The sequence below is a fragment of the Aeromonas sp. R7-5 genome (genome assembly GCF_040908015.1).
In the GTDB taxonomy this organism is placed as follows: domain Bacteria; phylum Pseudomonadota; class Gammaproteobacteria; order Enterobacterales; family Aeromonadaceae; genus Aeromonas; species Aeromonas caviae.
Map to the genome: position 1 here is coordinate 132,274 of NZ_JBFOCZ010000006.1, position 11,923 is coordinate 144,196.

The following is an 11,923-nucleotide window of genomic DNA, read 5'->3' on the forward strand; positions in this document are numbered from 1 at the left end:
CTTGCCCGACATTGACGATAGAGGCGGCGCGGCCAACTATACTGACCTCCAGCATCTGATATGGAGTGTCAGTCATGAAATGGTTGCTCGTCTCTGTCTGCACGCTGACCCTGCTGGGATCCGGCATACAGGCATCCGGTCTTTCCGAACACATCGCCAGCCCGGAACTCAGGGCAAAAATGCAGGCGGTCTATGGCGCCAGAGCGATCCAGCGGTCCGAGGCCTTCTCTCGTCTGCTGACGCCAAGGGCCGGAACGACGGACCAGCAGAAGCTGGAGCTGGTGAATAACTACTTCAACAACCTGACCTACAGCGAGGATCCCAGACTGTGGGGGGATGATGATTATTGGGCCAATCCGCTGGAGTTCATCGGGGCGAGAGGAGGGGATTGCGAGGACTACAGCATCGCCAAGTACTACACCCTGATGGAGCTGGGGGTCGACGAGAAGAAGCTGCGGCTGGCCTATGTGAAGGCAATTCGTTACAACCAGTTCCACATGGTGACGTTGTACTTCCCGACCATCAAGTCAGATCCCCTGGTGCTGGACAACATCAATGGCCGCATCCTGCCGGGGAGCAAGCGCAATGATCTGCAGCCGGTTTACAGTTTCGATGCCAAAAGCATCTGGATCATGAAATCTCGTCGCGAGGGAACCCTGGCGGGGAGCGCCGATCGCCTGGCCCAGTGGACCTCGATGCAGAGCCGCTTCTCCAGCGAGCATTTGCGCTCCCCCCGTCGCCAGCTATAACTTGCCCGCCGCCTTCAACTCCTCGAAATATTTTGCCGCGCCCGGATGCTGTTCGACACTCAGCACCGGGCCAATCTTGTTACGCGCCTTGTGAAACAGGTTCGCATAGCCATAGGTCTGTTCGTTGAAACTGGTTTGCTGGCTCAGCATGGCCCGGGTCAGCCGATAGACCTCGTCATCCGGAGTGGCGGCATTGGTCACCAGGGTGGCGGCGATGGCGAAGGTCGGGGTTGCCTTGAGGTTGCCCGGGTAGATGCGTGCCGGCACCTGGCTGCGCTGATAATACCTGACCCCCTTGAGCAGCTGGTCCCTGACGGGCCCCTCGATCGCCAGGAAGCGCACGGCGCAGCGCTTGGCGGTGTCCAGCACGATGCGGTTGGGATGACCCATGACAAGGCCATAGGCATCGATCTGTTTATTGCACAACGCTTCGGAGAGATTGGCGACGCTCTTCAAATCGAGATCCTGCTCCTTTGCGCCCAGAACATTGAACAGGGCCAATGCCGTTTGACGAGTCCCTGAACTCTTCAGGCCCATGTCGATGGGGGCCAGCTTGAGCTGCTCCAGGGTGGTGATATCCCCATCGGCTCGCACCACTATGGTGAAAGGTTCGGCGTGGGTGGCAAAGAGCGCCCTCAGCTCGGGTTGTGGCTGGGCAGCGAAAGGCCCGGTGCCCTGGCTGGCCTGATAGAGCCAGTCGGACTGGACGAGCGCATAGGGTACCTCTCCCGTTTTCAGCTGGCGGAGATTTTCGATGGACCCGGAGCTGGCCTGTAGTTTGCAGGGCATCGTGGGGTCACTTTTTTTGGCCAGTCTGCAGAACTCCTTGATGACCTGGTAATAGATGCCTTGCTCCCCCCCGGTGCCTATGGTCATGGTGGTCGCGTACAGGGTCGGTTGCCACAGCAGGGCAAGCAGCAGCAGCGGGATCCTCATGATGCATTCTCCTGAGTGGCATAACCATCGATGCCCCAACTGCGCAGCGTGTCCACATCGCTCATGTCGCCGGCTTCCGCCAGCAAGGTGTAGCCGGAAGCATGGAGGCATTGGGAAAGCAGGTTCCAATAAAGGGGGGACTGGGTGAGCTGGCAACTGATGAAGACAGGTCTGATAGGGTCGAGCCTGGCCAGATTGTCGTTGTTCATCGGGATATTGCTGAACGCCAGCTCAATCCCCTGGGACTGGAGTGCAGTCAGTCGCTCCTCGGCCAGGGGAGGGAAGATAGCCAGATCCCAGCGCCAGTCCAGCGTCTTGCCACGAGCGCTGGCCAGCACGTGGGCAAACTGCGCCCAGTCTGGATGGCCGAGCAGGCTGAGAGGTAGCTGGAGCCCTTCCGCCTTCTGGGTCAGCCAGTCGTTGAGCAGCGCCCGAATTTCATCCGGCGAGCTGTCCGTGGTGGGGGGGTGCTTGGGTAACAGGCGGCTGTAGAGCCTGATACTCCCCTGAGTGGAGAAGAAATGCTGCTGATAGGTGTTGTCATTGGTGTCGACCAGACCAACGAGCTTCTGGTGGGTCGGGAGGGCGTCGTGCTTGCCAAGCTGGGTGATCTTCAGCCGTTGTTGCAGCAGGTCCCGTTTGCGTTCGGAGACCAGCTGGTTGATGGAGACGACGACTTCCTGCAATTCGCGAAGCCACGGGGTTGGCAGGTTGCCGCTGAACTGGCGTTTGCGGATCCGGGTTAGCTGCAAACTGACTTGTTCGAGGGGGTGCATCAGGCGGCGGCACACCCAGGTGATCACCAGGCTAAACACCAGCAGGCCGACGAGCAATGCGAGCCCGGTACGACTGATGGCATTCCACAGATGCTGGTAGGCGTAACCCTTGTGCCCCTCGAGCGTGAGGGTACCGAGAATACGCCAGCCGTCGGTCAACTCCTGCTCAATTTTGACCGGCGGCATGTCGATAACAGAGGGGAGCCAGCCTGGAATATTTTGCTGTGCGGTGTGGAACACCTTCTGGAACAGCACCTGGCCATCCGGATCCAGCAGAACGACGGAGTTGACGAAGCCTCCGTCGAACATGGCGTTCACTATGGTCTCGGCAAGGACCTTGTCATCGTTGAGCAGAGTGCCCTGCAGCACCAGCCCCAGTGCGGTGATGGCGGTTTCAAGGTTGGCCGACATTTGGTCGAGAATAGACTGTCGTATCGTCGTGATCTCCAGCACGAGCAGCAGCGCGGCGCCGATGGTGAAGAGGATTAGGATGATTACATTTAACAATTTTGCCAATGACATACCCACTCCATGGAGATGTTTTTGCAACATTTTCTGGGCCGGAGAGCACCACAACCGGACTTGGTTCTTAAAAATAGAAAAAAATGGCTGAAAATGACGATCATTTCTGCCCATGCTGGAAGGTTATGCATAAAATGTGAGTTTCGTGCATGGAGCTATGAACTTTTTGTAAGTATTTAGGTCTAAAAGCCAGATATTCGGTTTTTCATAATAAAAACTCATAAAAACAGACCCACAACCACCACCCTTAGATCTAATAACAGGATAGCGGATGAAACGTCTCCGTCCCTTGGTAGCCCAGGCTGCCAATTGGGAACCCCCGGTTCCCCGCAAGCATTTCTATGCCATGCTATTGCTCACGGCCATGACGCTGTCAGCGGTAGCCGTATTGCCAGCTCCCGGTGACATCCTGGAGCGGCCACTGCGTCTGGAGTTGCCGATCGCCACCACGGGCACCGCAACCAACGAAGACAACACCGACTTCAACGACATTCCGGATCACGAGCTGGTCGAGTCAGCCGCTCCCGAAGACGACATCCCGGCGGATGCCACGCCTCAATGGCAGGATTACCGGGTGCGTAACGGCGAGAACCTGACCACCATCTTCAACAACCTGGGGCTGTCCACCACCACCCTCTACAAGGTGTTGGATGCGGATGCCAAGAACAACCTGGCGCGTCTCAAACCCGGTCAGACCATCGAGTTGCTGATCGATCAGGACAACATTCTGCAGCAGCTGAAGATCCGCCTGAACATCAAGCAGACTCTGGTGCTGGAGCGTACCGACGACACCTATAGCGCCAACATGCTCAATGAAGAGGTGGAGTGGCAGCAGAAGAGCTATGACGGTGTCATCAACGGCAGCTTCTACGTCAGCGCCCGCAATGCCGGGATCCCGGCCAACCACATCCAGAAGATTGCCAACCTGTTCCAGTGGCGCCTCAACTTCGCCAAGGATTTGAAAAAGGGTGATAAGTTCAAGGTGCTGGTCCGTCAGGAGACGGTCGACGGCAAGAGTACGGGCAATACCCAGTTGCTGGGGGTCGAGGTGTTCAGCCAGGGCAAGGCCGTGTCAGCCTGGTTGTCGGAAGATGGCAACTATTATGACGGTCAGGCAAACAGCCTGGAGCGCGGTTTCCGCCGTTATCCGACTCACAGCCGTTACCGGGTCAGCTCCAGTTTCAACCCGAATCGCCGTCATCCCATTACCGGGCAGGTCCGGCCCCATGAGGGGACCGACTTTGCCTTGCCGGTAGGCACGCCCATCATGGCGACCGGTGACGGTGTGGTCCTCAAGGCAACCAGCCACCCGCTGGCAGGCACCTATGTCGTGATCAAGCACGGCCGTACCCTGATGACCCGTTATCTGCACCTGAGCAAGCTGCTGGTCAAGCCGGGCCAGAAGGTGAAGATGGGTGACAAGATTGCCCTCTCCGGCAACACGGGCCGCTCCACCGGTGCTCACCTGCACTACGAGGTGCGCATCAACAACCGCCCGGTGGATCCCATGAAGATCAAGCTGCCGATGGCGGAGCCGCTCTCCGGTAAGGACAAGCGTCAGTTCCTCGCCAAGGTGAAGAGCTACCGCAAAGAGATGGAGGCGGGCTGAACGGCTCCCTCCTGACGAAAAAGGCCCCGCCAACTGGCGGGGCCTTTTCATTGCAGAACGGCTTCAATAACCCTTGTCAAAGTCGATCCTGCCGTCCAGCTGCTGACCATCGATGAAGCGGATGTAGTTGCGGATGAAGATCTGGGCCACATCTTCCGGGAAGCTGTAGGCGCTGTTGTGGGGCGTCACGATGAGATTGGGCTGGAGCCAGAGCGGGCTGTCAGCGGGCAGGGGTTCCTGCTCGAACACATCGAGCACCGCCATGGCGGGCTTGCCGGTTTGCAGTGCCGCCAGCAGATCCCCCTCATGGACGGCATTGCCTCTGCCGACGTTGAAGAAGATGGCGCCCGGTTTGCAGTGGCTGAAGCGTTCGGCGGTGAAGAGATGGCGTGTCTCGCGGGTGGCGGGCAGCACGCTGACGATGACATCGGCCTGGGCCAGCATTTTGTTGAGTGCCGGCAACTGGTACACCTGATCGAACCCGGCACGTTCACGGCCACTGTGGCTGATGCCGAGCACCCTCATGCCAAAATGTTTGCCGGTGTGGGCGATATGCTGCCCGATGCTACCGGTGCCGAGCAGCAGCAGCGTCTTTCCCTTCAAGCCCTGATAGGGATGGCTCTGCCAGACGCCCTGTTGCTGCTGCTCGCGATAGAGTGGCAACTGGCGGGTCAGGCTGAGCAGATGGCCGAACACATACTCACTCATCAAGGGGCCGAAGATGCCGCGGACATTGGTGAGCAGGTAGTCGCGGCGGCAACTGGCGTCCAGCAGCACATCGACCCCGGCATAAGTCGACTGGAGCCAGCTGAGCTTGCCGGCCTTGGCCAGCAGCGGCTTGGCCCGGGCAGGCTCGGCCATCAGGATATGAGCGTCACCGATAAGCTGTTCGGCCTCGGCCTGATTGTCGGCCCGAAGAATGTGCAGATGGGGAAGATGGGCCGCCTTGAGCAGGCGTTCATAGTGGCTGTTGTCCTGACTCAACAGCAGCAGGGTACGTTGGCTCATACTCTTGTTCCTTATCGTGTTTATGGCAAGGCGAGAGGGATGCTGTCTCCATCTTACCCCAGTTGATCGGGCAAGATAGTCGAGCAGGGCGCTTTTTCATTTTTAGACGGGGCCCTCGTGGGCTACAATCTGCCCCACATTTTGCAAAGGATCCGACTCCAGTGTTTGGTGACAAGTTTTATAAGCGACTGGCCGAGCTGCAGCCCTGGCAGCAAACCGTCTATACCCTGGCGCTGGCAGAGCGCATGTACCCCAACTATGTGCTCTTTACCCAGGCCTCCGGTTTCGGGGATGCGAGGGCATTCCGTCACGCGCTGGATCAGATGTGGAACTACCTGACGGTCAAGGGATCCCGCGTCAATCTTGGTGCCATTCTGGAAGCGTTTGAAGTCTACATTCCCGATCCACGCAAGTTTGAATCCTACGGCGCCTATCCGGCACTGGACGCCTGCGTGGCGCTGGGTTGTGCCTACAACTCGGTGATCTGCCGGGTGGGGGAAGAGGCCAACGACGCCAGCCATGCGTCTGTCGGCACGGTCGCCGGCTTCATCGAGATGCTGGAAGAGCGGGATCTCAGCGATGAGGAGCTCTATGAGCACGAGTACATGGAGGCGGAGCTGGAGTTCCAGGTCGAACTGCTCAAACGGGTGGCCCATGAACGGGACAGCGATCGCATCCTTGCCATCCGCGCCTTCGCGGCCCAGGACGGCGTCTCCAACATCGGCATCAGCCTGGAGGCGTAATGCCATCGCGTTCTACCCATAAAAAAAGCTCCCGGTCGGGAGCTTTTTTTATGGGTGCGGTTCAGGCCCGCTCTTCGGTCAGGGGGCTGACACTCAGCACGGGGGCAGCATCGATACCGTCGGCATTCATCATGGCGGAGATGCGTTGCAGGGAAGAGAGCAACAACCCCTGCTCCCAGTTCTCCAGCGCCTGAAAGCGTTGAATGAAACTCTCCTGCAAGGGGGTCGGAGCCTGGGCAAGCAGGGCGCGTCCCGCGTCAGTGAGCGTCGCATGCACCTTGCGTTTGTCGGTTTCGCTGCGAATGCGCTGCACCAGCTGGCGGCTCTCCAGCCGGTCCATGATGGTGGTGGCGGTGGCCTGGCTCATGTTGGTGTGATCCGCCAACTGGCGCATGGAGATCTGGCCAAGCTCGTCGATACCCTTGAGCAGCAGGAGCTGGGGCGAGGTCAGGCCGGCTTCCTTGATCAAGCGCTTGGAGTGCATGTCGATGGCACGGATGATCTGGCGCAGGGCGATCAGCACTTCATCATGTTTTTCCATGGGGTCTGGGTCATCGCAGGGCTGTGGAGAGGCGCGAAATTCTCCGCCTAATCCATAACAAGGTCAATATGGTTTTTGATGTAATGATTTCAGCTCTAATGAATATTGTGTTAGGTTATCGGACAATTGCCCCATTCCAACCCGATATTTGAGGAGTGAAATCATGCATGACGACCTGGATATCAAGTCCCTGGTTGCCGACCTGCGTGTGGTCAGAGTTCGCTATGAACTGCCGGACACCGCGGCGTTTGTGCGTTATCAACCTGCTTATGACGAGGACCCCAACAACCTCAAGGTACACCACTACGATGGCGAGCTGCCGCTCTCTTGCAGCAACACAGGTTCTTTCAGTCTAAAGGAGTTGGTCAATGAGCTGCGCTATGCCTATGTGCTGGTTCACCTCTTCCCCGACGAGAGTGCCATGAACTTTTATCTGGCGGGTCTGGACAATGGGCTGGCACAGCTGGAGTTCATCGGTGGCTCCTATGACTTCAACCGCCTCTGGATAACCAGTGGTGTCTCCAATCTGGGGGTGCCCATGGCTATCTTCCTTGGCAAACGCCACGCAGTGAACGGCCAGCCGTCGGTGACCCTGGTGGATCACCGTGAGCAGGTGGCTGGTCGTCTGGCCTATCGCGCCATCGGCGGTGCCGGCGATCACGTGGGTGAAGACTTTTTCAACAACGACTAAGGAGGCCCGATGCGAGCAACCAAAGGGCTTTTGAAAGGCCTCAATCCCACCATGGCCATGACGGCCCTCACCGTCGTGACCCTCTTCCTGCTGTTCGGCGTCTTTGATCCGGATACCGCAGGCACCTGGTTTACCGGGGCCAAGGACACCATCATTGCTGGCTTCAAGTGGTATTACATCCTGGTGGTCGCCCTGTTCCTGTTCTTCGCCGTCTACCTGATGTTCAGCCGCTTTGGCAGCATCCGGCTGGGCGACGACGACCAGGTACCGGAGTTTGGCTACTTTGCCTGGTTTTCCATGCTGTTCAGCGCAGGCATGGGCATAGGCCTGGTGTTCTGGAGTATCGCCGAGCCCATGTATCACCTGCAGGGCAACCCCTTCATCACCGAAGGTATGACGCCGGAAGCGGCCCAGATCGCCATGCGCCTCACCTTCTTCCACTGGGGTCTGCACCCCTGGGCCATCTATGTGATCGTCGGCCTGTCGCTGGCCTTCTTCAGCTACCGGCGCAAGTTGCCGCTGGCTATCCGCTCCGTGCTCTACCCCATTCTTGGCGATCGTATCTACGGCTTCTGGGGCCATGCCGCCGACGTGCTGGCGGTGTTCGGTACCGTGTTCGGGGTGGCGACCTCCCTTGGGCTGGGCGTCTCCCAGATGAACACCGGCCTCAATCAGATGTTCGGCATGGGCGTGTCACAAGCGAACCAGCTCTGGCTCATCGGTGGCATCAGCCTGATTGCCACCCTGTCGGCCATCTCCGGCGTCGGGCGCGGGGTGAAGATCCTCTCCGAACTCAATATCTGGTTGAGCGTGTTCGTGCTGGGCCTCTTCCTGGTGCTGGGGCCGACCACCTACATCCTCAACGCCTATGTGCAGAACATCGGTGATTACCTGCAGAACATCGTCAAGCTGAGCTTCTGGACCAATACCGAAGCCAACGGTACCTCGGCCTGGCAGTCTAGCTGGACCGCATTTTACTGGGGCTGGTGGATCGCGTGGGCACCCTTTGTCGGCATGTTCATCGCCCGCATCTCCAAGGGCCGCACGATTCGTGAATTCGTGCTCGGTGTTCTGCTGGTGCCCTCCCTGCTCGGCATGTTCTGGCTCACCGTGTTCGGCGGGACTGCCATGAACCTGGAGCTGTTCGGTGGCGGCGGCGTGGTGGAAGCGGTCAATCAGGATGTCACCATGGCGCTCTACAAGACGGTGGAACTGCTGCACTGGGAGACCTTCGGCTGGATTGCCAAGGGGGTGCTGACCCTGCTTATCTGCACCTACTTCATCACCTCCAGCGACTCGGGCACGCTCGTGATTACGACGCTGCTCTCCATCGGCGATCAGGATCCCCCGGTGCTGCACCGCGCCATCTGGGGGCTGGGGCAGGGGCTGGTCGCGGCCATTCTGCTGGTCTCCGGCGGGCTTGCCGCCCTGCAGGCCGCCAGCATCATCGCCGCGCTGCCCTTCTCGGTCATCATGCTGGCCATGTGCTACTCCCTGATGCAGGGGCTCAAACAGGAGAGCCAGCACCAGTTCGAATACAGGCAGAAGCTCAAGCGTCATCCGGGGTCGGTCAATCTGAGCCTGATGGATCGCATCGGTCCGGGCTGATGACAGGTTCGGTCAAACGAAAGGGGAACCTCGCGGTTCCCCTTTTTCATGCCTGTTCGGCGGTCGGTAGCTACAGCATCTGCTTGAGTCGATAGAGCAGGTCAAGGGCCTGTCGCGGGGTCAGCTCGTCCGGGCGAACTGCTGCCAGCTCCTCCACCACAGGATGGGGTTGCGGGGCGAGAGTGACCGGAGCCGGACGGCTTTCGCCGGCGGCTACCGGAGTGGCACTCTCCAGCTCGTGCAGTTTGTGGCGGGCCTGGTGGATCACCGATTTCGGCACCCCGGCCAGCGCCGCTACCTGCAGGCCGTAGGATCGGCTGGCCGCACCTTCCTGCACCGCGTGCATGAAGGCGATGGTGTCGCCGTGCTCCACCGCATCCAGGTGGACGTTGGCCAGCCCGCTCATCAGCTCGGGCAGGCGGGTCAGCTCGAAGTAGTGAGTGGCGAACAGGGTGTAGGCGCCAATCTTGCTAGCCAGCTGCTCGGCGCAGGCCCAGGCCAGCGAGAGGCCGTCGTAGGTGCTGGTGCCGCGGCCAATCTCGTCCATCAGCACCAGACTGCGGGCGGTGGCGTTGTTGAGGATATTGGCGGTTTCGGTCATCTCCACCATAAAGGTGGAGCGGCCGGAGGCGAGATCATCCGACGCTCCGATGCGGGTGAAGATGCGGTCGATGGGGCCGATGCGGGCGCTGTCGGCGGGCACGAATGCGCCGATATGGGCCAGCAGCACGATGAGTGCGGTCTGGCGCATGTAAGTGGATTTACCGCCCATGTTGGGGCCGGTGATGATCAGCATCCGCCGCTCCCGCTCCAGCCGTATCGGGTTGGCGATAAAGGGGTCGGTCATCACCTGCTCCACCACCGGATGGCGGCCCGCCTCGATGAGGATCTGATCCTCGTCGATGAGTGTGGGGCAGCGATAGTCGAGGGTCTCTGCCCGCTCGGCCAGGTTGGCCAGCACGTCCAGCTCCGCCAGTGCGGCAGCAGACTCCTGCAGATCGCCGAGGTGCGGCAGCAGGGCGTCGAGCAGCTCTTCGTAGAGACGTTTTTCCAGCGCCAGCGCCTGGGCCTGGGCGGTGAGCACCTTGTCCTCGTACTTCTTCAGCTCATCGATGATGTAGCGCTCGTTGTTTTTCAGCGTCTGGCGGCGGATGTAGTGGGCCGGCACCAGGTGGCTGTTGGCGCGGCTCACCTCGATGTAGAAGCCGTGCACCTTGTTGTAGCCCACCTTGAGGGTGTTGATGCCGGTGAGCGCCTTCTCCCGCTCCTCGATGCGGGCCAGGCTGGCGGTGGCGCCATTGGCCAGATCCCGCAGCTCGTCCAGATCAGTGTTGAACCCTTCACGGATGACGCCGCCATCGCGGATGAGCACCGGCGGCACCTCCATCACGGCACGCTCCAGCAGATCGAACAGCTCGGGGAAGGTACTTGCCCGCTCGCGCAGCTGCTGCACCGCCTCGTGCTCGCTCTCCGCCAGCAGACGCTGCAACTCGGGCAGCTGAGCAAAAGCCTGCCGCAGCCGGGTCAGATCGCGCGGACGGGCCGAGCGCAAGGCAAGGCGCGCCAGCACCCGCTCCACATCGCCGACCTGGCGCAGCAGGCTCCCCAGCTCGTCATAGAGGTTCTGCTCGATGAGCTCCTTGATAGTGCTCTGGCGACCTTTGAGGATCACCCGATCGCGGATCGGCTGGTGGATCCAGCGCTTGAGCAGGCGGCTGCCCATCGGCGTGGCGGTGCAATCGAGCACGGCGGAGAGGGTGTTGTCGTGACCGCCGGCCAGATTCTGGGTCAGCTCCAGATTGCGGCGGGTGGCAGCATCCATGATGACCGCATGATCGGGCTGCTCCAGGCGCACGCTGCGAATGTGGGGCAGGGCGGTGCGCTGGGTGTCTTTCACGTACTGCATCAGGCAGCCGGCGGCGCACAGGGCGGTCTCGCTCTGCTCGACCCCAAAGCCCACCAGATCCTGGGTGCCGAACTGCTGGCACAAGAGCTTGCGGGCGGTGCCGAGCTCGAACTCCCACTCCGGGCGGCGGCGCAGACCGCGGCGACCCTCGACATGGTGCAGGAAGGCGAACGATTCGGGGTAGAGCAGCTCCGCCGGATTGGTGCGTTGCAGCTCCGCCAGCAGGGTCTCTTCTTTCTCGAACTGGTTGATGAAGAAGCGTCCGGAGCCGATGTCCATGGTGCCGTAACCGAAGCGGCGGCCATCGTGGTAGACGGCGGCGATCAGGTTGTCCTGCCGCTCGCTGAGCAGCGCCTCGTCGGAGACGGTACCCGGGGTGATGATGCGAATGACCTTGCGCTCCACCGGCCCCTTGCTGGTGGCGGGATCCCCCACCTGCTCGCAGATGGCGGCCGATTCGCCGAGCTGTACCAGCTTGGCGAGATACCCCTCGATGGCGTGATAGGGCACCCCGGCCATCGGGATGGGGCTGCCGGCCGACTGGCCGCGCTTGGTCAGGGAGATGTCGAGCAGCTGGGAGGCCTTGCGGGCGTCGTCGTAGAAGAGCTCGTAGAAGTCACCCATGCGATAAAACAGCAGGATCTCCGGGTTCTCGGCCTTGAGAGTCAGATACTGCTGCATCATGGGGGTGTGGGCGCTCAAGTTGGCGCCTGGCGCTTGGTATTGTGCTGTCATGTGCTATTCCAGAAGGTGCTCTTGCGGGCAAACGTCTGCCGTCATGGGTCTGAATCTGGGGGCCATTCTACATGCTCGAGGCAAGATGGTGAGGAGGAA

10 protein-coding genes are annotated in these 11,923 nt (G+C 60.2%); 5 read left to right on the top strand and 5 right to left on the bottom strand.

Annotation, left to right across the window (positions count from 1 at the left end; genetic code table 11):
- Positions 1-74: 74 nt before the first annotated feature.
- The gene (locus AB5Y53_RS01550) at positions 75-749 is read left to right on the top strand and encodes a transglutaminase-like cysteine peptidase (protein ID WP_042878306.1); all 675 of its coding nucleotides are present in this window, start codon (positions 75-77) and stop codon (positions 747-749) included.
- On the opposite strand, the gene AB5Y53_RS01555 is transcribed toward AB5Y53_RS01550, so the two are convergent.
- Together AB5Y53_RS01555 and AB5Y53_RS01560 are read right to left on the bottom strand one after the other, a co-directional pair.
- On the bottom strand, positions 744-1,685 hold the full coding sequence (locus AB5Y53_RS01555; protein WP_368181014.1) for a TAXI family TRAP transporter solute-binding subunit: 942 nt from the start codon (positions 1,683-1,685) through the stop codon (positions 744-746). The genes AB5Y53_RS01550 and AB5Y53_RS01555 overlap by 6 nt on opposite strands.
- Positions 1,682-2,983 carry a LapD/MoxY N-terminal periplasmic domain-containing protein gene (locus AB5Y53_RS01560; RefSeq protein ID WP_368181015.1) on the bottom strand — a complete coding sequence of 434 codons (1,302 nt, stop codon included), beginning with the start codon at positions 2,981-2,983 and terminating at the stop codon, positions 1,682-1,684. The genes AB5Y53_RS01555 and AB5Y53_RS01560 overlap by 4 nt, the downstream gene beginning before the upstream one ends.
- A 271-nt stretch (positions 2,984-3,254) precedes the next feature.
- On the opposite strand from AB5Y53_RS01560, the gene mepM reads away from it, so the two are divergent.
- Entirely contained in the window at positions 3,255-4,592 is a 1,338-nt protein-coding gene (mepM, locus tag AB5Y53_RS01565; RefSeq protein ID WP_041212320.1) for a murein DD-endopeptidase MepM, read from the top strand.
- Positions 4,593-4,655: 63 nt separating this feature from the next.
- Here mepM and AB5Y53_RS01570 read toward each other — a convergent pair whose 3' ends face one another.
- On the bottom strand, positions 4,656-5,600 hold the full coding sequence (locus tag AB5Y53_RS01570) for a D-2-hydroxyacid dehydrogenase (RefSeq protein WP_368181016.1): 945 nt from the start codon (positions 5,598-5,600) through the stop codon (positions 4,656-4,658).
- 161 nt (positions 5,601-5,761) lie between these two features.
- On the opposite strand from AB5Y53_RS01570, the gene AB5Y53_RS01575 reads away from it, so the two are divergent.
- Positions 5,762-6,343, top strand: a complete 582-nt coding sequence (locus AB5Y53_RS01575; protein ID WP_042864483.1) for a YjaG family protein — start codon at positions 5,762-5,764, stop codon at positions 6,341-6,343.
- A gap of 61 nt (positions 6,344-6,404) precedes the next feature.
- Here the strand turns inward: AB5Y53_RS01575 and AB5Y53_RS01580 are convergent, their stop codons facing one another.
- Entirely contained in the window at positions 6,405-6,884 is a 480-nt protein-coding gene (locus AB5Y53_RS01580) for a MarR family winged helix-turn-helix transcriptional regulator (protein ID WP_010672813.1), read from the bottom strand.
- Positions 6,885-7,047: 163 nt separating this feature from the next.
- On the opposite strand from AB5Y53_RS01580, the gene AB5Y53_RS01585 reads away from it, so the two are divergent.
- On the top strand, positions 7,048-7,575 hold the full coding sequence (locus AB5Y53_RS01585) for a hypothetical protein (protein ID WP_010672814.1): 528 nt from the start codon (positions 7,048-7,050) through the stop codon (positions 7,573-7,575).
- A gap of 9 nt (positions 7,576-7,584) precedes the next feature.
- The gene (locus AB5Y53_RS01590; protein ID WP_049636524.1) at positions 7,585-9,183 is read left to right on the top strand and encodes a BCCT family transporter; all 1,599 of its coding nucleotides are present in this window, start codon (positions 7,585-7,587) and stop codon (positions 9,181-9,183) included.
- Positions 9,184-9,253: 70 nt separating this feature from the next.
- On the opposite strand, the gene mutS is transcribed toward AB5Y53_RS01590, so the two are convergent.
- The gene (mutS, locus tag AB5Y53_RS01595) at positions 9,254-11,824 is read right to left on the bottom strand and encodes a DNA mismatch repair protein MutS (RefSeq protein ID WP_048209017.1); all 2,571 of its coding nucleotides are present in this window, start codon (positions 11,822-11,824) and stop codon (positions 9,254-9,256) included.
- Positions 11,825-11,923 lie beyond the last annotated feature (99 nt).

Excerpts from the sequence above, each read along its gene's own strand:
- AB5Y53_RS01560 (WP_368181015.1), bottom strand. The coding sequence starts at position 2,983 with ATGTCATTGGCAAAATTGTTAAATGTAATCATCCTAATCCTCTTCACC.
- mutS (WP_048209017.1), bottom strand. The coding sequence starts at position 11,824 with ATGACAGCACAATACCAAGCGCCAGGCGCCAACTTGAGCGCCCACACC.
- AB5Y53_RS01555 (WP_368181014.1), bottom strand. The coding sequence starts at position 1,685 with ATGAGGATCCCGCTGCTGCTGCTTGCCCTGCTGTGGCAACCGACCCTG.
- mepM (WP_041212320.1), top strand. The coding sequence starts at position 3,255 with ATGAAACGTCTCCGTCCCTTGGTAGCCCAGGCTGCCAATTGGGAACCC.
- AB5Y53_RS01580 (WP_010672813.1), bottom strand. The coding sequence starts at position 6,884 with ATGGAAAAACATGATGAAGTGCTGATCGCCCTGCGCCAGATCATCCGT.
- AB5Y53_RS01550 (WP_042878306.1), top strand. The coding sequence starts at position 75 with ATGAAATGGTTGCTCGTCTCTGTCTGCACGCTGACCCTGCTGGGATCC.
- AB5Y53_RS01585 (WP_010672814.1), top strand. The coding sequence starts at position 7,048 with ATGCATGACGACCTGGATATCAAGTCCCTGGTTGCCGACCTGCGTGTG.
- AB5Y53_RS01590 (WP_049636524.1), top strand. The coding sequence starts at position 7,585 with ATGCGAGCAACCAAAGGGCTTTTGAAAGGCCTCAATCCCACCATGGCC.
- AB5Y53_RS01570 (WP_368181016.1), bottom strand. The coding sequence starts at position 5,600 with ATGAGCCAACGTACCCTGCTGCTGTTGAGTCAGGACAACAGCCACTAT.